This is a genomic window from Aphanothece stagnina RSMan2012, assembly GCF_046764815.1.
In the GTDB taxonomy this organism is placed as follows: domain Bacteria; phylum Cyanobacteriota; class Cyanobacteriia; order PCC-6307; family Cyanobiaceae; genus NIES-981.
In genome coordinates this window covers 96,251-116,922 of the sequence record NZ_JBKOUC010000011.1, presented here as the reverse complement: position 1 = coordinate 116,922, position 20,672 = coordinate 96,251, and the positions used below count along the sequence as shown (strand labels likewise).

Here is a 20,672-nt window from a genome sequence, read left to right as displayed (position 1 = left end):
GCTGTTCCACCTCATCCAGCAGGGATGAGGCCGTTCCCACCATGTCGTGGGTGAATGGTGCCAGACCTCCAGCGCAGTGGATCCAGCTCTTGAAGGCCTTCTCGCAGGCCTTCGGCAACAGAAAGCCGATGCTGCTGTCGCGAAAGCCCGAGAGCTCCAGCATGCGCTGGGCTTCCTGCAGATCCGAGCGGGCAATCCGCAGGTAGCGAACGGCATCCGGATCAGCCATTCAGCAGGATTCCCTCCTGGTAGGCCTGCGTGGTGACGGCGCTGCGGTACTGGGCTCGCTCGCGCACCTCCGAACGGGAATAGAGGAGGAGATCGAGCGGCAGGTGATGACTGGCCAGCTTGCGCCAGAGCCCACCCAGTACCTGCAGGCGATCGTGGTTTGCCAGTCAGTCATCCGGCACCGTGATCAGCAGGTCGGCATCGGAATCAGCTCGGGCCGTGCCACGGGCGTGGGAGCCGAAGAGGCGCACCTCGCAGTCAGGGATCTGCTTGCGGATCTCTGCAGCGATTCGGGGAATGCGGGGATCCAGGGGAGTGGCGGTGGCAGGGTCCGCCATGGGAGCATTCTGCTCAAACCTGCACTGTGTTGTCATCCAGCTGCCGCTCCAGCGACTGGCGGATCAGCCCGATGGCGCAGGGCACATCCTCCAGCATGGCTACAGCCAGTTCCACCTCGCCCAAGTTGATTCCACCCAGAGCCAACATACAGTGCTACTGCCGACGCACAAATCGAGTCCCCGTTATTCGTCCACAAGATGCTTCTCCACGCGAAGATCACAATGAAGCAGATCTAATCTTAATCAGATCTGCCACCGTCTCCTCTGGCTCGATCTTGTCGAGAACCCAATCATTGTCGACCAGAATAAACTTCCAAAGCTCTGTAAATGCCCTTGGCAACAATCGGTCACCCTTGACCACACGACTGACGCCTTGCTCCTGTCTCTCCATATAATCAACCATTCGACCTTTGATCCATACCTGCAAGCTGCCCCTGCAATTTGATTCGCCATCGGGATTCACGGCCTTGGCTTCAATAACTATTGCCTCAAGCAGCTCAATTTGCTCAAGTATATTTCTTTCATTGTTTGATCTCATCTGATCAGTCAGCATTTTGTGCCGCCAGTAGAGCTGGCCGCTCATATACTCCCTGGCAGGGTACTGGTTGCGATCCGTCCAGGCTTGCTGTACACGGAAATACACGTCTCTAATGCGCTTGTCTATATGATCCTTGCTCCAGACCGGGGAATACTGAGATAGCTCAAAGCAGAGATCGCTCGCCTCTTTAGACAGCCGCAAACAGAGATCACGCTCCTCTTTCTGCTGTTTACTTAGTTTGGTCTCGGAAGCTCTTACTGTATTTGCTCCAATAAATAAAGCGGCCAGAAGAATCGAGAACACAATCGCAACCGAAGCATGCTGAATCCAGATCGGAATACTGGGGAATTCGATGCCGCCGCCGCTAGAGCCGCCGTAACCGCCGCTATAACCGCCGCTATAACCGCCGCTATAACCGCCGCTATAACCGCCGCTGTAACCACTGCTATAGCCACCACCACCGCCTCCACCGCCACCGCCACCGCCACCGCCACCAGCTCGGCCAAAAGCTTCAAACGGGCATAGCAACGCCAATGTCAAGATGAAGATGAGACCCGCCTTCTTAATATTCATCTTAGACGTCCAGCAGTGATTCGGCGCGTTGACTACTATCAACCTAGACTTGCTGCTGCAATGACAGCATTTCTGTAACAGGACTAGATGAGGCTTTCCATGGCTACCTTGCAACAGTTCCGGACAACCGGCGAGGCCCATCTGCCCTCAAGCCTGCGACTTGAGACCCAGCACGTGGCATGGCCGAGAACCTAGCTTATCCAGGCCTTCCCGAATCCACTGCGTCAGAAGCTGCGTCAGAAGTTAGAGGCGCGATCCAGCGAATGTGAGGGAGGCGAGCAACAAGATCGCGCCCGGAATGTTTGCGTGACATTGAAGGCGTGCCGTCTCCGCTGACCCTGCACCTGGGGATGGAAAACCCAAGAAGACACCCCAGGCTGCCCCCCCATGAACCCGATGGGGCGTACCAGCAGGAGACTGCAAGGCAAGGCCGTTGAGCACAGAAAACCTAAATCGATAGCATCTTGATTCCCAGAGCAATCAGCACAGCCCCGCCCATGAACTCGATTTTTTCTCCGAATCTAGACGAAAGCTTTTTGGCAAGAAATAGCCCTGAATAAGTCGCGGCAAAAGCTCCGATTCCCACCACCAGCGAATAGAGCGCAATGGGCTTATTGACCAGTCCAAGGGATATTCCCACCCCCAGAGAGTCGATACTTGTGACACTCGAGACAAACAATATCTTCAAGAGGCCATGGACCTTCACCTCGTCTCCGCGATCGCCTCTGGATTTCATATCCATGCAAGCTCGATAACACATATGACCTCCCACCAGGACCAGCAGCGCAAAGGCAAGCCAGTGATCGTATTGGGTGATCAGACTTTGAGCAAAATGCCCCAGCAGAAAACCGAGTGCGATTGCCAGTCCTTCTGACAAACCTGAACTCAAGGCAAAAAAGAAAGCGCGGCGAGCCGAGAAGTGGCGAAGTCCCAGCGCAATAGCGGCAGAAAATGAATCAATGCTCAAAACCAGAGTAAAGAGCAGCAGCTCGATGGCTATCATTCCAGTCCGGGACCCGGAGACTTAAGGCTAGCGAATAACGGGAGTGGCCTTCACCAATGACCCGCGAAGAGCAAGCCACGCAACGGGCCGTGGAAAGTTCGATCAGCCACAGCCTGCGACCCTTTCCATTCCAACGAGCAAGGGCAGCCGTGCCCTCCCAGATGTTCGCAACCCACGTTGCACCCAGGAGTCTCCGCCATTGGCGCCCCTCACACCCGAAGCGCCTCAATAGCTGTAGTTGGCCTCGAACAGCGGCGAGCCATCGGAGGGTTCCGAGCCGGCCACATAGAACCCCTGGGCGGCCTGGCCATTGGCGCGCGCCCGTGCCAGCAGCGCCTGCTGGCCCGCCGCCAGATCGTGGCCGGCCCAGTGCTTCAGGCACGACTGCTGCAGGGCCCGACCGTAGGAGAAGCCCAGATGCCAGGGCGCCGGGGAGATCGCCCGGTTGATGCCATTGAGATACACGCTGGCCTCCTCCTCGCTCAGGCCTCCGGAGAGAAAGAGAATCGCCGGCACGCTCACCGGCACCGTGCGCTCCAGGGTGCGCAGGGTGAACTCCGCCACCAGATCCGGGCTGGGCGGGGTGGAGCAGTCCATGCCGGGAAGGGTCATCGAGGGTTTGAGCAGGGTCCCTTCCAGGAACACGCCGTTGTGGGCGAGGGCCTGGTACACCGTGCGCAGCACCCACTCCTGCACGGCGGCAGTGGTTTCGATGTCGTGGTCGCCGTCCATGAGAATCTCAGGCTCCACGATCGGCACCAGCCCCTCCTCCTGCACGGTGCGGGCATAGCGGGCCAGACCCCAGGCGTTTTCCCGCACGCACAGTTCGGAAGGGGCGCCCTCCGGCGAGATCTTGAGCACAGCGCGCCATTTGGCGAAGCGGGCACCGCGGGCGTAGTAGCGGGCCGCCCGCTCCTGCAGCCCCTTCAGCCCCGTGCACCAGCTCTCCCCCGGCAGACCGCCGGGCAGGGGTTCCACGCCCTGGTCCACCTTGATCCCCGGCACGATGCCCCGCTCCTGGAACAGCGCGAGGATCGGCGGGCCGGGCTGGCCGTCGGCGTCCACACTGTCCTGAAACAGGGTTTCCTCGTAGAGAATCACGCCGCTGATGTGCTCCTCGAGGCCGGGGGCCGTGGCCAGCAGGCTGCGGTAGGCGCGGCGGTGCTCTTCGCTGTTCTCCACGCCGATGGCCGCGAAGCGTTTGCCCACCGTGCCGGTGGACTCATCGGCCGCCAGCAGCCCTTTGCCCGCTGCGGCGAGGGCACAGGCGGTGGCCGCCAGTTCGTCGCGGAAGTTCTCGAGGCCCATCGATCCCGGCGCGGGTAACAGCGGAACCGCATGGCTCCAGCCTCTGGCTAGGCAGACCCGCTGGTCTTGTCAATGCCGCCCCTCGCCAGGATGGCCCCGCCGCCTTCGCTCCGATGCCCCTCCCAGCCGGCAGCCTGCTGCAGCTCACGCCCGAGGGGCTCCACTGTCCAGCGGCCGGGGCCTGGATCGATCCCTGGCGGCCGGTGAGCCGGGCCCTGATCACCCATGCCCACGCCGACCACGCCCGGCCCGGCTGCGGCGAATACTGGGCAATCGGGGCGAGCGAGACGATCCTGCGCCAGAGGCTCGGTCACGGCATCAACCTGCTGCCGGTGGACTACGGCCAGATCCTGCGGCTCGGCGGGGTGCGGATGTCGTTCCACAGCGCCGGCCATGTGCTCGGCTCGGCCCAGATCAGGCTCGAGGCCGGCGGCGAGAGCTGGCTGGTGAGCGGCGATTACAAGCGCTGCGCCGATCCCAGCTGCATCCCCTTCGAGCCCGTGCAGGCCGACGTGTTCATCACCGAGGCCACCTTCGGCCTGCCGCTCTACCGCTGGCAGCCGGGATCCGAGGTGGCAGCGCAGATCCGCCGCTGGTGGCAGGCGGCGCCGGAGCGGCCGTCGCTGCTGTTCGCCTATGCCTTCGGCAAGGCGCAGCGGCTGCTGGCGGAGCTGCACGCCATCGGTGTCGCCGATGAGGTGCTGCTGCACGGCGCCGTGGAGGCCCTCATGCCCGCCTACCGGGAGGCGGGGGTGGCCATGCCTCCCACCCGACCCGTGAGCACCGTGGCGAAGGGCGAATCCCTGGCCGGCCGGCTCGTGATCACCCCGCCCTCGGCCCATCGCTCGCCCTGGATGAAGCGTTTCAGGCTGCCGCAGACGGCCTTCGTGAGCGGCTGGATGGCGGTACGCGGCGCCCGCCGCCGGCGCGGCTACGAGCGGGGGTTCGTGATGAGCGACCACGCCGACTGGGAGGGGCTGGTGCGCACCGTGAAGCAGAGCGGCGCCCGGCAGGTCTACGTGACCCACGGCAACAGCGACGGCCTGGCCCGCTACCTGCGGGAGGTGGAAGGGATCAGCGCCGAACCGCTCGATGGCCGCTTCCAGGCGGAACGGGGCCAGGAAGAGGCGGAGCCGGAGGCGACTCCCACCGCCCCCTGAGCAGGCATGGCTGGAGCTCAGAGCCAGTGGTGGGGGTAGGCGCTCCCGGTTGGGCGGAGTCGGTGGAACAGCACCGCGATCAGAACCAGCACCAGCGAGCCGGACAGGATCGGGCTCAGCACGAAGCCGGGCCTGGCGTGGAGCAGCACCCCCAGCAGGGCGACCGCCCCGGCGGGAGGGTGCAGGCAGCGCAGCCGCTGCCCCAGGCCAATGGTCAGGCCCACGGCCAGACCCATCACCCAGAAGGCCGACCCGAACCAGTCCACGCAGGCGACGCTGACCACAGCCCCGAGCGTGTTGCCGAGCACCAGGTTGCGCGGCTGGGCGAGGGGGCTGGTGGGAGCCCCGAACAGCAGCACTGTGGAGGCGCCGAACGGGGCCACCACCAGCGGGTAGTGGCTCCAGGCGCTGATCAAGCCCAGCAGGCTGATGGCCAGGGCTCCCCCGAGCCACGCGGCCAGGACCTCGTCGTTGGCGAAGCGTGGCTGAAAGGCCCGTCCTCGCTCCCGTTGCGCCTGCAGCCGCCGCACCAGCATGGAAGCAACTGTATCAACCGCAACAGTCCTGAGGCCCGACAGCGCTGGGTCGCCATGGCGTGCCCGATTGCGGCGGTCCACGGAGCCCCCTGCTGCGACGGCCGGCTCGCCTCAGCTGCCTGCCCTGCCTCAGCCGCCTGCCCTGGCTCAGCGACCCTCCGCTCTGGTGAGGAGTCCCCCCAGCCACCACGCCAGCACCGCCACCAGCGCCAGCAGCGGCGGCACCAGCAGCAGCACCAGCACCCCCAGCAGCGGCGCGATCACCAGGCGGAGCAGGCGTCGCAACCCAGCCGGCAGGGGCTGATGCGGCCTGTCGGGGGACGCCAGCAGGTCGCTCAGCAGCACATAGGGCAGCCGTACGGCCAGCAGGGGCAACACCCGGAGCCCGTGTCTCCAGGGCAACCTGCTGCGCTGCTTCTCCGGGAGGTAGGCGCTGCGGGCCTGCCGCACCAGATCCTTCAGCGCGTCGCGCAGGTCCTCCGGCTGCAGCAGGGCCGGCTCCCCGCGGGGTCCTTCCTCCAGCAGCCAGGCCAGCCCCGAGAGGCGACCGATCAGGTAGTCGTGGCGGCGGTAGCGCTCATCGAAGAAGCCCCCGAAGGCCCCGAGCAGGTCGCTGGCCAGAAGATCGGCCGGCGAGAGCGGGGAGCTCGGCCGGTCCTGGCCCGGGCGGGGCCTGCCCAGCAGCGTTTCGAAACGCACCAGAGCCTCCGCGTCATCGGCCGGAGGCTGACGGTCGGACGGGGCTGAGGCACGGGAGCCCTCCGGCCGATCCCCCTCACGGGACACCAGCTCCGGGGCCACCTCCTCCTCGGGCGCCGCCTCCTCGGCCGCCTCCTCGGCCAGCTCCAGCAGCAGGGCCCGGAAGGACGGCGAGCGAAAGGGGAGCACCGGATCGATGGGATCGAGGCTGACCGTGCGGAAGGGGAGCACCTCCCGCAGATGCCCGGCCTCCGGACTCGCGGGGCCCACCTGCTGGATCAGGTCGTCCCGCCTGGCCACCTGCCGGTTGATCGTCTCGATCTGCTCGAGGCGCAGATGGTCGTGCTCGGCCTTCGGGTAGGTGAGGCCCGCCAGGGCGCTGGCGAGCGCCCCGAAGAAACGACGCAGCAGCGCAGCGTTGCTCCTCAGGTCGGTGACGGGGATGGGCTGCACGTACACGAACCGGCGATTCGCCTCCTCCGGCGGGTTGCGGAACCAGTCCGCCGCAAAGGTCGTCAGCTCCCGATCCGCCCCATCCCCCTGCGCGGCGGGCATCGGCGCCGGCCCGGGATCGAGAGAGGCCAACTGGTTGAGCAGGCCGATGCCCTTGAGAATCGGCAGCCCGTCCAGCACCCCGCCATCGGTGTAGTCGAAGCGCAGACGCAGCTGGGAGCCCTGCGGATCGGGAGTCCCCCGGGGGTCCTCCAGCCAGCAGACGCGGTCGGGGTCCCCGCCGGTCACGAGGTCGTCCGTGCGGCTCGCCTCCTGCCGGTAGAGGGCCTCACTGGGGAGATTGAGATCCAGGTTGATGCTGCGGGGATTGCTGTCGTTCGAGAGGGGGGGGGAAGGCCAGTGGGAAGGCGCCGGAGGCCCGCGCCGAATCCTTGGCCTTCGTCCAGCGCCGGTTCAGGGCGTCGAGATCGTCCGCCGTCAGATCAGGCATGGCGCGATGGAACAGAAAGCGCCGCGTCTCCGCATGGCTCACGCTGCGCGGCCCGCTGTCGCTGACCCGCAGCACCCCCTGCAGGTTGGTCACCGTCATCAGCAAGGCCAGGCTGCGCCGTTGCAGCGCCTGGCGCATGCCCGCCAGATCGTCCAGACCCCACGCGCCACCCACCTGATCGGCGATGGCGGCGATGCTGCCACTGCTCAGCAGCGCGAGCCTTGGGCGGGGCGGAATCGTTCCCCAGGCCGTGGCCTGGAGCGACTGCTCCTCCGTCCGGTAGTCGGTCAGGGCCCGGATGTCGGCCAGCCGCACCCAGGCCCGCAGGAACCCGTTGCGCGGCGCAGCATCCGTGACCCGGTCGTCATCCAGTTCCGCCAGGGAACGCTCGGGATCCTGAAGCAGGTACCGGGCGGCGATCAGGCCGGTCATCGCCCCCGCCGAGGCGCCGGTGATCGAGTCGATGCGGAGCACCTCAGCACGGCCATCGGCCCTGCAGCGCAATGAGGCCTTCACCAGTTCGGAGAACACCCCGGCCATGTAGGCACCGAGGGCGATCCCTCCCGAGCAGTTGAGCGTGACCGGAACCGGAAGGCTGGCCATCGCATCCCCTGACCTTCTGCCGTCATCCTGAGCGGCGATCCGGGGACTGTCAGCCCTGCGCGCCTCACCAGCAGGGCGCCTGGCGGCCCGGCCGGGACAGCAGAATGGGGCGATCCGAGCCAGGCCACCGCGATGGGCCCGATCAGCCGATGAGCACGGTCAGCCGATGAGCACGGTCAACGGCTCCTGGGACCCGATCTTCAACGGTGTGGCGGAGCGCCTCGGTGCCTCGGTTGAGGCCGGCGAGGATGTCGGGGCCTCCGTCGCGATCACGCTCGACGGCCAGATGGTGGTCGACATCTGGTCAGGCTGGGCCGATGCGTCCCGGACGGTCCCCTGGCAGGCCGACACGCTCACCAACGTCTGGTCCAGCACCAAGACCGTCACCGCACTGGCCGCGCTCACGCTGGCCGATCGGGGCGTGATCGATCTGTTCCAGCCCGTGGCCGCCTACTGGCCCGCGTTTGCGGCGCAGGGCAAGGAGACGGTCGAGGTGCGCCATCTCCTCTCCCACACCTCGGGGGTGTGCGGCTGGGAGCAGCCAGTGCAGCTGAGCGACCTCTACGACACCGAAGCCTCGGCGGCCCTGCTGGCCGCCCAGGCGCCGTGGTGGGAACCCGGCACGCGATCGGGCTACCACGACCGGAGCTACGGCCACCTGATCGGCGAGGTGATCCGCCGCACGACCGGCAAGACGCTCGGGGCCTTCGTCGCCAGCGAACTGGCCGGGCCCCTCGGGGCTGACTTCCACATCGGCCTGGAGCCGGCTCAGGCGCACCGGGTGGCGAACGTCATTCCCTTCGATGGCCCCCTGCCGATCGACAGTGCCATCCCCGGCAGCGTCAAGCACCGCACCTTGAGCGCCCCCTCCTGGACCCCCCAGATCTCCTGGACCCCCGCCTGGCGCCAGGCCGAAATCGGCGCCGCCAACGGCCATGGCCATGCCCGTTCCCTGGCCCGGATCCTCTCGGTCCTCGCCTGCGGCGGCGAGGTGGAGGGCCAGCGATGGCTGTCGCCCGAAAGCTGTGATCGGGTCGTTCAGGAGCAGGCCAACGGCATCGATCTGGTGCTCGAGGTGCCGGTGCGGTGGGGCCTCGGCTACGCCCTGCGCAATGAGACGCTCCACTACTTCCCGAAAGGGAGGGTCTGCGGCTGGGGTGGCTGGGGAGGGTCGATCGTTCTGGCGGACCTGGATCGTCGCCTCTCGATCAGCTACGTGATGAACCGGATGGTGAACGGGGTCGATGAACGGGGTCCGAACCTGGTGCGGGCGGCCTACGCCGCCCTGGGCGTGGCCTAGGCCGCGCTCACAGCCCCAGTTCGCTCAGGCCCGGATGATCCTCCGGCCGAGGGCCCAGGGGCCAGAGGAACAGGCGCTCGGACTCACGGATGGGGATGTCATTGATGCTGGCCTCCCGGCGGCGCATCAGACCCTGCTCGTCGAACTCCCAGTTCTCATTGCCGTGGGCGCGGAACCAGCTGCCGGAGTCGTCGTGCCATTCGTACTGGAAACGCACGGCGATCCGGTTGTCGTGCCAGGCCCACACTTCCTTGATGAGGCGGTAATCGAGTTCGCGGGCCCACTTGCGTTGCAGAAACGCTTCGATCTGCTCGCGTCCGCGGATGAATTCCGCCCGGTTGCGCCACACGCTGTCGGCGCTGTAGGCCAGGGCGACCTTGGCGGGATCCCTGGAGTTCCAGGCGTTCTCGGCCATGCGGGCCTTCTGGATCGCCCCTTCGCGATCGAAGGGGGGGAGCGGCGGTTTGAGGGTCACGGCGATCTCAGGGGTTGCAGGGGGACGTGTGGCCGGCGGGGCAGGGGCGCGCTGGGCAGGGGCGCGCTCGCCTCAGGGGCCGGCCAGGATCGTGACCATCTGATCGGCCCCGTAGGCCGAGAGGGTCTGCCGGAGCTTCGTGGCCTCCTCGTCGGTGCGGGTGCAGGCGAACCCATAGCGCGCCCGCACGCGCTCCGAGGCCTGGTGCAAGCCCTCGAGCCCCCGGGCCTGCAGCGCCGCCACCGAGAGTGTCTCCCCGGGGGGAAGGTGCTGCAGGATCACGGTGGAGGGCGAATAGAGCTCGGAGGTCAGGCCATCGGGCCACTGCAGGGTGAGGCGGACTTCGGGCACCGGGCGATCAGGGGACGGCCGGGGACATGGTCCCAGGCCGCCACGGCCACCGCCGTGCCCACGGTCACAGATTGGCCGGGCCCGGCACGTCCAGGGCGCCAAACCCGGTGAGCGGTTCCTGGTGATGCCACAGCCGGGTCTGCGTTCCTGCCGCGCTCAGCACCACAGCCGCGTCGCCGACCTCAAAGCGGCCGATCGGGCAGCAGAGCAGATCGGCATCGCCGGCCGTGGCCTCGAGCAGGGCCGCGGAGCGGGACGGCTCCACGGCCAGCAGGTAGCCGTAGCTCGGGAAACAGGTGAGCCAGGCCTCCAGATCCACACCGCTGGGAGGCTGAAGCCGATCGAGATCCAGCGCCAGCAGACAGTCGGCCGCCTCGGCGAACATCGCGGCCGTGCCGACCAGGCCCCCCATGCTGATGTCCTTGGCCCCGTGCACCAGGGCGGCCCCGGCCAGCTCCACCAGCAGGGCGAGATGGCGGCGCAGGCGGATGGGATCGGCCTCGGTGGCGGCATCCCAGAAGGGGTAGTGGCGGTGGAAGCGACCGCGGGTGTTCACCAGCAGATGGCAGTGGTCCCCGGGCCTGGCGGCCCGCGCCGAGAGGACCGGGCCCGGCGCGCTGCCGAGGACGGCCACCGAGAGGGCGTTGTAGGGACTGTGCAGATTGGTGTGGCCCCCCACCATCGGCACGGCGAACTTGTCGCAGGCGAAGCGCATCCCCGCCAGCAGCGGCTCGGCATGGACGGCACCGGTGGCCCAGAGGCTGTTCACCAGGGCGAGCGGCGTGCCGCCCATGGCGGCGATGTCACTGAGGTTCACCAGCACGGCACTCCAGCCCGCGAACCAGGGGTCCTCCTCCACCAGCTGGGGATCGAGCCCTTCCGCGGCCAGCAGCAGGGGACCGCTCACCCCGGGCAGCAGGGCGGCATCATCGCCGAGGGCCGCCGCAGCGCCGAGGTCCGGGAAGGGCAGCGGCGGGAAGGTGCGTGCCGGTGCCTGGATCTCCTCCTTGCCCCGCAGGCCGGGGTGCTGGCGCAGCCGCCGGGTGAGCGCCTGAAGCTCGGCGGGGGTCATGCTGCCTGGGCGATCGGGCGGCGTTCCCGCGACGGGCGGTAGTAGGCCAGGTCAGCCTCCATCAGGTGATGGGGGATGCCGCGGAGCTCGAGCTGCTCCAGCGAGCGCCAGTGCAGCCGGCGGAAAAAGGGCACGTTCTGGCGCTGCACGGTGGCGAGGAAGCGATCGCAGCCCCAGCCGTGGGCCGTGGTCACGGCCTTCCAGATCAGCCCCTTGCCGATCTGGTTGTGCCGGCGGAACCCGGCATCCACCCCGAGGCGGCCTCCCTGCCAGACGCCGGGGCTCAGTTCAGCGATCCGCACCACGCCGACCACGTCGCCAGCCCGAAGGCTGCCGTGGGCCAGGGCCACGATCGGGTAGGCAGCGTCATCGAGCTCATCGCGGTCGGACGCCTCGAAGAGGTGCTGCTCCTCGCAGAAGATCCGGCTGCGCAGGTCCCAGTAGCCCGGCAGCAGCCTGGAAGCCGAGCCCAGCAGGTGGAAGGAGAACTCCCCGGAGCTGGCGGTCGGGGAGAGCTGGAAATCCTCGTCATCGACGGCCACGCCCCAGCGCACCGATGGGGTGAAGGCGGCCGGTGCGGAGCTGAGGCTCCGGCCGATGTCGTGACTGCTGGGATCAATGAAAAACATGCAACCAGGCCAGGGGCTCAGGACGCGGTCTCAAACAGGGAGAGGGCCGAGCAGGCACCGCACTTGGCGCAGCCGGCGGCCATGCGATCGGAACGGATGTCGGAGTGGGCGAGCAGGCGACCGACCGCCTCGTAGATGCCCACCATGAAGGTCGTGCTCGGGGCCGGGTGGTGCTGCAGCGGCGTGCCGGAGATGGGCACGAACGGCACCACGAAGGGGTAGACCCCCATCGCAATCAGCCGTTCGCTGCAGCTGATCAGGGAGCTGGCGCTGTCGCCCAGCCCGGCCAGCAGGTAGGTGCTCACCTGGCCGCGGCCGAACACGGCCACCGCCTGCTCGAAGGCCTCGAAGTAGCGCTCCAGCGTCAGTTCCGACTTGCCGGGAAGCACGCGACGGCGCACCTCCTCCTCCACCACTTCGAGGTGCATGCCCAGGCTGTCGATCCCCGCCTCCTTCATCCGCCGGTACCAGACGGGGTCCTCGGGGGGCTCGCACTGCCCCTGGATCGGCAGGGCCACCCGCGCCTTCACCGCCGCCGCCGTCTCGGCCATCAGCCGGGCGCCACGGTCATCGCTGTTCGGGGTTCCGGTGGTCATCACCAGCTGACGCACACCATCGAGGCGCACGGCCGCCTCGGCCACCTCCGCCACCTGGTCGGGGGTCTTGCGCACCACCGTGCGCCCATCCTCGAGCGACTGCTCGATCGCACAGAACTGGCACGACTGACTCCGGTCCCGGAAGCGGATGCAGGTCTGGAGCAGGGTGGTGGCCAGCACGTCGCGACCATGCAGCAGGGCGATCGCGCTGTACGGGATGCCCTCGGCCGTGGTGAGCCCATAGAAGCGGGGCTCCGGCGGCGCCTCCACCGCAGTGGGATCCCCCCCGTCGCCCTGGCCGCTCACCGCCACGCTGCCGTCGCAGGCCTGCTCGAGCCGGAATGGCGAGGCCTGGGAGGCCGCGTTGTAGACGGGAACCATCACGGTGTTGCCGGCGATGGTGAGGGCGCGGTGATCCGACGGACCGGCGCCACCCCGGCGGCCGGGATTGCCGGCCACGGCAGGATCCACCACGCCGTGCACCTGGAGCTCGGTCACGAACCGTCCGAGCTGCTGCCGGGCCGGGCCTGTCTTCGACGGGTCAGACAAGGGACTCCTCCTCGACGCCAGGGACCATCAACGTGGCCGGCGGACCGGCTGGGGCGGGCATCGGCTCCACCTGGGTCGCCGGCGACGGGTTGATCCGCAGCCCCAGCAGATCGGGGCGGCTGTAGTGGCCGACGCTGTCCATCATGCGTTTGCGTTTGGTGATCAGGGCGGGGTCGAGGCTGGCGATCGCCAGACCCTCGCCCTCCGGCAACGGTCCGGCCAGAACACGCCCTTCCGGGCTGATCACCGCGGTGTGGCATCCCCCCTGGAAGGCCCGCTGGAGGGCGGGGTCGGGGGTGATCGCCGCATGGTCGGCGGGGTCGAGCCAGGCGGTGGCGCAGATCACGAAACAGCCGGCCTCGAGGGCGTGATGGCGCATGGTCACGGCGGTCTGCTCCGAAAAGATCGGGCCCACCAGCGATCCCGGGAACTGGGCGCAGTGAATCTGCTCGCCCTGGGTCATCAGGGCGAAACGGGCCAGGGGGTTGTAGTGCTCCCAGCAGGCCAGCGCCCCGATCCGCCCCAGGGCCGTCGGCACCACCTGCAATCCGGCGCCATCACCCTGGCCCCAGACCATCCGCTCGTGGTACGTGGGGGTGATCTTGCGCCGCTTCAGCACGATGGTGCCGCTGTCGTCGATCAGCAGCTGGGTGTTGTAGAGGCTGCCGCCGTCCCGCTCGTTCACCCCCAGCAGCACATGCTGGCGGTGCTGACGGGCGGCCGAGCAGATGCGGCTGATCGCGGGGCCGGGAATCTCCACCGCCTGCTCGTAGAGGAGCAGATGGGAGGGCCCCATCCGCACCGCCGGTTCAACGAAGGAGAAGTAGGGGTAATAGGGCAGAAACGTCTCGGGAAAGACAATCAGCTCGACCCCGGATTCCGCTGCCTCGGCCATGGCCGCGAGCACCCGCGCCACCGACCCCTCAAGGCTGAACAGAACAGGACGAATCTGCGCTGCCGCAACGGTGATCGCTCTGGCCATGGAAGACATGCGCAGCAAAGACCCCAGAGGGGCCCCTCAGAGGGTCCAGGTGTCGAGGATGAAGGCGCCCTCCTTGCGGTGCATCAACACGATGTCGAGCACATCCAGGGGATTGATCGGGGTGATCCCGGGGATCAGCGCCCCTTCGCCATGGCCATAGAGAGCCTGAAGGGCGAAGCGGCAGGCATACACCTTTCCGCCCTGGCCCATGAACTTCTGCAGGCGCGCATTGAAGTTCAGATGACCATCGAAGGCCGCATCACCCAGCTTGGGGAAGCCCCGCTGGACACCGAGGGTGACCCCCGGTCCGTAGAGAAGAATCGATGTTTCGAAACCCTTGGTGATCAGCCGGCTGGCCTGCAGCAGATTCACCAGACCGATCGAACCTTCGAAGGCCACGGTGTGAAAGGTGACCAGAGCCTTTTCACCGGGCTCCGCTTTGACATCAGGAAAGACCTTCTCTTCGTAATCAACGAGAAAATCGCCCGGCTGGTTGGCGGGACGGGTGACTTCGGGCATGGGCTGAGGCTGTCCTGGAGGGAATCCAGGGCGAACCCTGCCACATGTTTACTTTTGTTTTATGTGGCCGATGCGACCGAATTCCCGCCCCAGGCCATTCACTCAGATCCAGGCGCTGAGGTGGCAACGGCTACCGGCCGATCGCCCGCCGGAGCCCACACTGAGGCAACATCTGGACTTTGCACCGTTGCCTGCTCAGGCTCCCCTGCCGTCCTCCCATCCGGTCGTGGTGGTGGGTGGCGGCCAGGCCGGCCTCTCGGTGGCTGCCTGTCTGCAGCGCCGCGGCATCAGGCCCCTCGTGCTGGAACGGCACCGGATCGGCCACGCCTGGGAACATCAGCGCTGGGATTCCTTCTGTCTGGTCACCCCGAACTGGCAGTGCCGGCTGCCGGACTTCCCCTACGACGGGGACGATCCAGAGGGTTTCATGCTGCGCGAGCACGTCGTGGCCTACGTGCGCCGGTTCGCCGCTGCCATCGCGGCCGATGTCCGTGAAGGGGTGGGCGTGGAGTGGCTGGGCGGCCGGGGCGGCGGCTACCGGTTGCGCACCACGGCCGGTGAGATCGAGGCCGAGCAGGTGATCGTCGCCACCGGCGGCTACCACCGGCCGAAGCGCCATCGCCAGGCGGAACGGCTGGCCAGCACCGTGCTGCAGCTGGATGCCCGCGACTACCGCAATCCGGACCAGCTGCCGGCCGGGTCGGTGCTGGTGGTCGGCAGCGGTCAGTCCGGCTGCCAGATCGCCGAGGATCTGTTCCTGGCCGGCCGCCGGGTGCATCTCAGCGTGGGGTCAGCCCCCCGCTCACCACGCCGCTACCGCGGCAAGGACGTGGTGGACTGGCTCGATCGGATGGGGTACTACGCCATGCCGATCGACCAGCACCCGGAACCGCGGCTGGTGCGCAGCAAGACCAACCATTACCTCACCGGCAGGGATGGGGGCCGGGAGATTGATCTGCGCCGTCATGCCCGCCATGGCATGGTGCTGCATGGTCGGTTGCGCGGGATCAGCCACGACGCGGTTCACTTCGCCGACGATCTGGCGGCCAACCTGGACCAGGCCGATGCCGTGTACGGGCGCATCCGGGCCAGCATCGACGCCTACATCGAGCGGGAGGGGATCGACGCCCCGGAAGATCCCCCCTACCAGCCCTGCTGGCATCCGCCGGCCAGCGACGACGGCAGCGTGGATCTGCGCGCGGAACCCCTCGCGGCGGTGATCTGGTGCACGGGATACGCGGCCGACTTCCGCTGGATCGACGTGCCGGTCTTCGATGGTGCCGGCTATCCCGCCCATGACCGCGGGGTCACCCCCAGCCCCGGGTTGTATTTCATCGGCCTGCCCTGGCTGCAGACCTGGGGATCGGCACGCTTCAGCGGCGTCGCCGATGACGCCGAGCACCTCGCCGAGACGATCCGGCTGCGCCTGCAGCTCACGGATGCCCGCCACGAGCGGCTGGAGTGCACGGCCCTGCTGGGGTCCTAGCCAGCACCCGCTCCACCAGGGTGGCCCAGTAGCTGGCACCGATGGGCAGGAGGCGGTCGTTGAAGTCGTAGCGGGGGTTGTGCAGCAGGCACCCTCCCGCGCCGGGCCCGTTGCCGATCCAGCCGTAGGCACCGGGCCGCTGCTGCAGCATGAAGGCGAAGTCCTCGGCGCCCATGGTGGGGGGCAGTTCCCGATCCACCTGGTCATCGCCCACCACCGCGGCCATGGCGGCCGCGGCCGTGGCGGCCTGCTCCGGCCCGTTGATCGTGGGGGGATACCCCGCGATCAGATCCACCGCCACATCCGTGCCATGGGCTGCGGCCACCCCTGCGGCGACGGCCCGGATGCGTTGATGCAGCCGCAGCCGCAGGGCCGGATCGAAATAGCGGAGGCTGCCGCGCAGCACCACCTCCGCGGGAATCACGTTCCAGGTGTCGCCGGCGTGGAACTGGGTGACGCTCAGCACCGCGGCCTGGGAGGGAGCCACGTTGCGGCTCACGATGGTCTGCAGCGCCTGCACCAGGGCCGCACCGGCGACGATCGGATCCACACCCTCATCCGGCATGGCGGCATGGCAACCCTGCCCCCGCAGGGTGATCTCCAGCCGGTCGCAGCCGGCCATCATCGGACCGGCCATCACCGCGAAGCGGCCGGTGGCCAGGCCCGGCCAGTTGTGCAGCCCATAGACCGCCTCCACCGGGAAGCGCGCGAACAGCCCCTCCTCCACCATCACCCGGGCCCCGCCCTCGTTCTCCTCCGCGGGCTGAAAGATGAACACCACCGTGCCATCGAAGCGGCGGGTTTCCGCCAGATAGCGGGCAGCCCCCAGCAGCATGGTGGTGTGGCCGTCGTGGCCGCAGGCGTGCATGCGCTCCGGGTGGCGGGAGCGGTGGGCAAAGCTGTTGGCCTCCGCCAGCACCAGGGCATCCATGTCTGCCCGCAGGCCGATGCTTCGTGGCGAGCTCCCGGCCTTGAGCAGCCCCACCACACCGGTCTTGGCCAGGCCGGTGTGGACGGCATCGCAGCCGAAACGGCGCAACCGCTCGGCCACCAGGGCCGAGGTGCGGATCTCCTCAAAGGCCGTTTCCGGGTGGGCATGCAGATCCCGGCGCCAGCGCGTGAGTTCAGGGGCCAGTTCCAGAATCCGTGGAATCAGCGGCATGACTCAGGCGAGGGCTGCAGAACCAGTTTCCGCCCCGAAGGCGGGGGCGTGGTCCTGGCCAGGCCAGTTACTGTGACGCCGACTGCCGCGGGTGCCGATGGCTCTGGCAAGCGAGGTTTCGCCGCTGTACGAACCGCCCACCCTGCTGTCCGGGGACGATCGCATCCGGCAGACCGAGGCGATCACCTTCCGCATGGAGGCCCTGCAGCGGCGTGGCCTCCGCTTCCATCTGGCTGCGCTGACGCTGGCGCGCACCGGCATCATCGTGATCCGAGCCGCCGCCTCCGAAGCAGCCGTTCGCACCCTCGCCAGGATGGCGGAAACCACCTGGGAGCAGGTCTCCCGTCTGCCGCCAGGGGAGAGCCTCCCCAGCGCCTACCTGAACCGCGACCAGGAGCGGGTCCTGAGGGGCTACAAGGCGCTGGTGGAGAGTGAGAAACCTGTGGTGAACTTCAGGCATGGTGATGATGACGGGATGATGGATATCTTCCATCCGGAAAATCTCATCCCGGAAGCCCGTTCCACCATCCTTGAAGCCCTGCACGAAGATCTGGTGAAAGGGCTGGCCAAGCGCGCTTTCATGAAAAAGTTTCAGGTTACTTGCCGGAACCTCTACGTGAACCACGGAGTCGAGAACACACGCTTCTACCACTGCGACGGCGAGAGCGTGAAAGTCAAGACCTTTGTGTACATCACCGATGTTGATTCCCTTGAGATTGGCCCATACTGCTACGTCAAGCATTCGCATCGAAGCAAATCGCTGCGGCGGCGCAACCAGGCGTTCAATCAACAGCATGGCTTCAACAAGCATGAATACCGCTTGATGGGCTCCCAGACGAGCCTGCCGATCTTCGCCAAGGCCGGTGACATGGTGGTCTCCGCCCAGCACGGCGCCCACCGCGGCCACCCCCAGGCCCCTTCGGCCCGAAGGACCGTGCTTGTCAACGTGATGGGCCCCCGACGGGCCGAGGGGTGAAGCGGGCAGCGCCTGGCGGGATGGCGCCCCTCCCGAATCGGCGGATCGAGGAATGCTGAGGGAATCAGGTCTTTCCCGGATGGAGGATTCCGGAGATGGGGGCTGACGGCGATCGAAGCACCCTGAATCTCCCGGCCAGCCGCGTGGAGAATGGGGGAACTCAGCGGCCCTCCCCCGCCGATGCGCAGCTCCCCTCTCAGCCGGCGGCGTCGCCGGGGCTGGATCGGCTGGATGGCGATCCTGATGCTCGCGGCCGGCGCCGGCGTGCAGGCGGCTGACCAGTCTCCCCAGCCTGCCGGGATCGTGCGATCGGGGCAGATCCTGCGGTTTGGCGACCAGCCCTATCTCTACCGCTGGTCCTCGAACCACCAGCATGAATTCACACCACCTGGACAGGAGGATCTGTCCCGGTGGACCGACATGCTCACCATCAACCTCTACCCGTCCGTCCGTGATGGCGAGGGACTGGCGGATGCCGCCAACCGGGTACTGGCCACCTACAGGAGCAACAGCGGGCAGGTCGTGCGCACCGCGTCGGTCCCCCGCGCCGCTGAGCGGCCTGCCGAGCATCTGATCGTCGTGCTCTTCCCCGGCCGGGAGGCCATCGAGGTGGCCTTCGCCCGGTTCCGGATGACGGAGGGCATCGGGAGTGCCGTGATCTACAGCCACCGGGTGCATGGCCGCCAGGCAGGGCCCGCCATGGCGACCTGGCTGGAGGCCAACGGCCCGGCCATCGAGCGCAGGCTGATGGCCCTGGACGGCCTCCCCTCACCCGGCCAACTCGAACCGGGCCTGGCCCGATGAGCGCCTGGCCGCAGCCCTGGCGGGTCGAGGTCAGCGGCAGCGGTCGCAGCGGCTGGATTCGCTATCAGGAGGCGGCAGGCACCCTGAGCCTCTACTGGGAGCTGGGTGGTGCCACCAGCTTCGGTGAGGACAGGAGCGGTGAGGACGGTCTTCGTGCGGAGAGTGTGGCGGTGATCTGGGGCGAGGCGGCCGCCGGCTGGGATGCCCGCCACCCCTGGGCGGCCGGGCGGCGACGGGCCATCCTGGAGCGCATCGCCGGGGAGGTGATCCGCCAGAAAGCTCCCTCCTGCCACGCCCGGATCGAGGAACCGCAGGGATTCATCCACCTGCGCCGGGCAGGCGGCTGATCGGCGAGCCGCGCACACCCCCAGGGGCCAGCTGGGCCGTGGTGATCAGGCAGCCCGCACGTCGTCCTCGCTCACCCCGTCTTCCCCGAGGTCGTTCTCCGGATGCAGTTCGGCACGGAAGAGCCCCACATCCACGCCCAGGTGCTGGTCAGGCCGGCCCGTGATCAGCAGGGCCGTGCGCTGGCGGGTGGCGATCTGCCACATCCATTTGGTGAACAGGGTGATGCGGTTCTCGGTGTCCGGAATGAAGGCCAGGTGCGCCAGAGCCCAGAGGATCCACCCCGCCAGCCCCGTGACGTGAAGTCCCCGCAGGTCGGCGACGGCATACCAGGGGCCGACCACGGCCATGCTGCCCAGGTCGGTGAAACGGAACGGCGGCAGCGTGCGTCCCTGCCGCTGGGCCAGGATGTGGGCCGCCACCCAGGCGCCCATCTGCACAGCCGGGCCCGCCATGCCGGGCAGGGGCTGGCCGTCGCGGGTGTGGTGGTAGGCGCAGAGGTCGCCCACGGCATGGATCTCGGGGTGACCCGGCACCGAGAAATCGGGCTCCACCACCAGCCGCCCGCCCCGGTCCACAGGGCAGCCGCTGCGATCGGCCAGCAGGGCCCCCAACCGGGAAGCCCGCACGCCGGCGGTCCAGCAGATGGTGGCGGCCTCGAGCTGCTGCACCCCCTCCCGGCCCGTGAGGGTCACCCGACCGGGCGCGAGCGCCTCCACCTTGGCCAGCGTCCGCAGCTCCACGCCGGCCCTCTGCAGGTAACCGGCTGCGGCAGCCGAGAGCTTCGGATGCATGGTCGGCAGCACCCGCTCGAGCGGATCGACCAGCACGACGCGGCAGAGCGCCGGATCCAGCTGCTTGAAATCACTGCGGATGGCCCGGCGCATCAGCTCGATCAGCGAACCGGCCAGCTCACACCCCGCCGGGCCGGCGCCCACCACCACCACCGTCTGGAGAAAGCGTCGGCGCTCGGGGGCTGGGCTCTGCTCGGCCTCCTCGAGGGCCATGAGCAGGCGGCGGCGGATCTCATCGGCGTGTTCGAGGATCTTCATCGGCGGCGCCAGGGGACGCCATTCCTCCCGACCGAAGTAGGTGCTGCCGGAACCGCTCGCCAGGATCAGATGGTCGTAGCCGTAGCGGTGGTCGTTGAACACCACCTCCCGGGCCTGCGGATCGATGTCGACCACCTCCCCCAGCAGCACCTGGATGTTCGGGGCCTGGCCGACCATCTGGCGCAGCGGGGAGGCCACGTCGGCCTCCGAAACCAGCCCTGAGGCCACCTGATAGAGCAGGGGTTGAAACAGGTTGAAATTGCGCTTGTCGATCAGGGTGACGCGCACGGGCTTGCCGGCCAGGGCATGGCAGGCCTTGAGCCCGGCAAAGCCACCGCCCACGATCACCACGTGGGGCCACGCCCGCATGGGGGCCTCGGGAGAGTCCAGCTCGAGGAAGAAGCGCTCCGCTGCCATCGCCTCTCCGTGCCGAAAGCATCAACGT

At 67.8% G+C, this 20,672-nt stretch carries 23 protein-coding genes; 6 read left to right on the top strand and 17 right to left on the bottom strand.

Going from position 1 to position 20,672, the window contains the following annotated elements; translation table 11 throughout:
• From ACLNEE_RS09245 to ACLNEE_RS09225, 5 genes are all read right to left on the bottom strand, one after another.
• Nucleotides 1-229: HEPN domain-containing protein (locus tag ACLNEE_RS09245; protein ID WP_412007019.1), on the bottom strand; the 229-nt coding region annotated here is incomplete at its 3' end.
• Nucleotides 230-395: 166 nt separating this feature from the next.
• A complete protein-coding gene (locus tag ACLNEE_RS09240; protein WP_411422568.1) occupies nucleotides 396-566 on the bottom strand; it encodes a nucleotidyltransferase domain-containing protein in 171 nt (56 codons plus the stop codon).
• Nucleotides 567-783: 217 nt separating this feature from the next.
• Entirely contained in the window at nucleotides 784-1,677 is an 894-nt protein-coding gene (locus ACLNEE_RS09235; RefSeq protein ID WP_411422566.1) for a Tim44 domain-containing protein, read from the bottom strand.
• A gap of 448 nt (nucleotides 1,678-2,125) precedes the next feature.
• Nucleotides 2,126-2,680 carry a manganese efflux pump MntP gene (locus tag ACLNEE_RS09230; RefSeq protein ID WP_411422565.1) on the bottom strand — a complete coding sequence of 185 codons (555 nt, stop codon included), beginning with the start codon at nucleotides 2,678-2,680 and terminating at the stop codon, nucleotides 2,126-2,128.
• A 225-nt stretch (nucleotides 2,681-2,905) separates the two neighbouring features.
• The gene (locus ACLNEE_RS09225; RefSeq protein WP_412007018.1) at nucleotides 2,906-3,988 is read right to left on the bottom strand and encodes a class I fructose-bisphosphate aldolase; all 1,083 of its coding nucleotides are present in this window, start codon (nucleotides 3,986-3,988) and stop codon (nucleotides 2,906-2,908) included.
• Nucleotides 3,989-4,101: 113 nt separating this feature from the next.
• Here ACLNEE_RS09225 and ACLNEE_RS09220 point away from each other — a divergent pair, with 113 nt between their 5' ends.
• Complete coding sequence (locus ACLNEE_RS09220; protein ID WP_412007017.1) at nucleotides 4,102-5,148, top strand: ligase-associated DNA damage response exonuclease; 1,047 nt, start codon at nucleotides 4,102-4,104, stop codon at nucleotides 5,146-5,148.
• 17 nt (nucleotides 5,149-5,165) lie between these two features.
• Here the strand turns inward: ACLNEE_RS09220 and ACLNEE_RS09215 are convergent, their stop codons facing one another.
• From ACLNEE_RS09215 to ACLNEE_RS09205, 3 genes are all read right to left on the bottom strand, one after another.
• Nucleotides 5,166-5,684: an HPP family protein gene (locus ACLNEE_RS09215; RefSeq protein WP_412007016.1), complete on the bottom strand. Its 519-nt coding sequence runs from the start codon at nucleotides 5,682-5,684 to the stop codon at nucleotides 5,166-5,168.
• Nucleotides 5,685-5,831: 147 nt separating this feature from the next.
• Entirely contained in the window at nucleotides 5,832-7,124 is a 1,293-nt protein-coding gene (locus ACLNEE_RS09210; RefSeq protein ID WP_412007015.1) for a DUF3376 domain-containing protein, read from the bottom strand.
• Nucleotides 7,125-7,164: 40 nt separating this feature from the next.
• The gene (locus ACLNEE_RS09205) at nucleotides 7,165-7,929 is read right to left on the bottom strand and encodes a patatin-like phospholipase family protein (protein ID WP_411424051.1); all 765 of its coding nucleotides are present in this window, start codon (nucleotides 7,927-7,929) and stop codon (nucleotides 7,165-7,167) included.
• A 166-nt stretch (nucleotides 7,930-8,095) separates the two neighbouring features.
• Here ACLNEE_RS09205 and ACLNEE_RS09200 point away from each other — a divergent pair, with 166 nt between their 5' ends.
• Nucleotides 8,096-9,229 carry a serine hydrolase domain-containing protein gene (locus ACLNEE_RS09200; protein ID WP_411424050.1) on the top strand — a complete coding sequence of 378 codons (1,134 nt, stop codon included), beginning with the start codon at nucleotides 8,096-8,098 and terminating at the stop codon, nucleotides 9,227-9,229.
• A 7-nt stretch (nucleotides 9,230-9,236) separates the two neighbouring features.
• Here ACLNEE_RS09200 and ACLNEE_RS09195 read toward each other — a convergent pair whose 3' ends face one another.
• The 7 genes from ACLNEE_RS09195 to ACLNEE_RS09165 all read right to left on the bottom strand — a co-directional run bounded on the left by ACLNEE_RS09195 (nucleotide 9,237) and on the right by ACLNEE_RS09165 (nucleotide 14,402).
• Nucleotides 9,237-9,704: a nuclear transport factor 2 family protein gene (locus tag ACLNEE_RS09195; protein ID WP_411424049.1), complete on the bottom strand. Its 468-nt coding sequence runs from the start codon at nucleotides 9,702-9,704 to the stop codon at nucleotides 9,237-9,239.
• A 72-nt stretch (nucleotides 9,705-9,776) separates the two neighbouring features.
• Complete coding sequence (locus ACLNEE_RS09190) at nucleotides 9,777-10,055, bottom strand: MSMEG_0570 family nitrogen starvation response protein (protein ID WP_411424048.1); 279 nt, start codon at nucleotides 10,053-10,055, stop codon at nucleotides 9,777-9,779.
• Nucleotides 10,056-10,119: 64 nt separating this feature from the next.
• Nucleotides 10,120-11,127 (bottom strand): sll0787 family AIR synthase-like protein, encoded by a 1,008-nt coding sequence (locus tag ACLNEE_RS09185; protein ID WP_411424047.1) that lies wholly within the window; start codon nucleotides 11,125-11,127, stop codon nucleotides 10,120-10,122.
• Nucleotides 11,124-11,756: an MSMEG_0567/Sll0786 family nitrogen starvation N-acetyltransferase gene (locus tag ACLNEE_RS09180; RefSeq protein WP_411424046.1), complete on the bottom strand. Its 633-nt coding sequence runs from the start codon at nucleotides 11,754-11,756 to the stop codon at nucleotides 11,124-11,126. Before ACLNEE_RS09180 ends, ACLNEE_RS09185 begins: the two co-directional genes overlap by 4 nt.
• A gap of 17 nt (nucleotides 11,757-11,773) precedes the next feature.
• Nucleotides 11,774-12,901, bottom strand: a complete 1,128-nt coding sequence (locus ACLNEE_RS09175) for an MSMEG_0568 family radical SAM protein (protein WP_411424045.1) — start codon at nucleotides 12,899-12,901, stop codon at nucleotides 11,774-11,776.
• A complete protein-coding gene (locus ACLNEE_RS09170; RefSeq protein WP_411424044.1) occupies nucleotides 12,894-13,883 on the bottom strand; it encodes a Nit6803 family nitrilase in 990 nt (329 codons plus the stop codon). Before ACLNEE_RS09170 ends, ACLNEE_RS09175 begins: the two co-directional genes overlap by 8 nt.
• Before the next feature lie 36 nt (nucleotides 13,884-13,919).
• A complete protein-coding gene (locus tag ACLNEE_RS09165; protein ID WP_411424043.1) occupies nucleotides 13,920-14,402 on the bottom strand; it encodes an MSMEG_0572/Sll0783 family nitrogen starvation response protein in 483 nt (160 codons plus the stop codon).
• Between the two features lie 187 nt (nucleotides 14,403-14,589).
• Here ACLNEE_RS09165 and ACLNEE_RS09160 point away from each other — a divergent pair, with 187 nt between their 5' ends.
• Nucleotides 14,590-15,888 carry an MSMEG_0569 family flavin-dependent oxidoreductase gene (locus tag ACLNEE_RS09160; protein ID WP_412007014.1) on the top strand — a complete coding sequence of 433 codons (1,299 nt, stop codon included), beginning with the start codon at nucleotides 14,590-14,592 and terminating at the stop codon, nucleotides 15,886-15,888.
• On the opposite strand, the gene ACLNEE_RS09155 is transcribed toward ACLNEE_RS09160, so the two are convergent.
• Nucleotides 15,836-17,050 (bottom strand): M20 aminoacylase family protein, encoded by a 1,215-nt coding sequence (locus tag ACLNEE_RS09155; protein WP_411424041.1) that lies wholly within the window; start codon nucleotides 17,048-17,050, stop codon nucleotides 15,836-15,838. The two genes, ACLNEE_RS09160 and ACLNEE_RS09155, sit on opposite strands and share 53 nt — an antisense overlap.
• 193 nt (nucleotides 17,051-17,243) lie before the next feature.
• Here ACLNEE_RS09155 and ACLNEE_RS09150 point away from each other — a divergent pair, with 193 nt between their 5' ends.
• The 3 genes from ACLNEE_RS09150 to ACLNEE_RS09140 all read left to right on the top strand — a co-directional run bounded on the left by ACLNEE_RS09150 (nucleotide 17,244) and on the right by ACLNEE_RS09140 (nucleotide 19,177).
• Nucleotides 17,244-18,026, top strand: a complete 783-nt coding sequence (locus ACLNEE_RS09150) for a hypothetical protein (RefSeq protein ID WP_412007013.1) — start codon at nucleotides 17,244-17,246, stop codon at nucleotides 18,024-18,026.
• Between the two features lie 180 nt (nucleotides 18,027-18,206).
• Nucleotides 18,207-18,830, top strand: a complete 624-nt coding sequence (locus ACLNEE_RS09145) for a hypothetical protein (RefSeq protein ID WP_412007012.1) — start codon at nucleotides 18,207-18,209, stop codon at nucleotides 18,828-18,830.
• Nucleotides 18,827-19,177 (top strand): hypothetical protein, encoded by a 351-nt coding sequence (locus tag ACLNEE_RS09140; protein ID WP_411424038.1) that lies wholly within the window; start codon nucleotides 18,827-18,829, stop codon nucleotides 19,175-19,177. The genes ACLNEE_RS09145 and ACLNEE_RS09140 overlap by 4 nt, the downstream gene beginning before the upstream one ends.
• Nucleotides 19,178-19,222: 45 nt before the next feature.
• Here ACLNEE_RS09140 and ACLNEE_RS09135 read toward each other — a convergent pair whose 3' ends face one another.
• Complete coding sequence (locus ACLNEE_RS09135) at nucleotides 19,223-20,644, bottom strand: NAD(P)/FAD-dependent oxidoreductase (protein WP_411424037.1); 1,422 nt, start codon at nucleotides 20,642-20,644, stop codon at nucleotides 19,223-19,225.
• Between the last annotated feature and the right edge of the window lie 28 nt (nucleotides 20,645-20,672).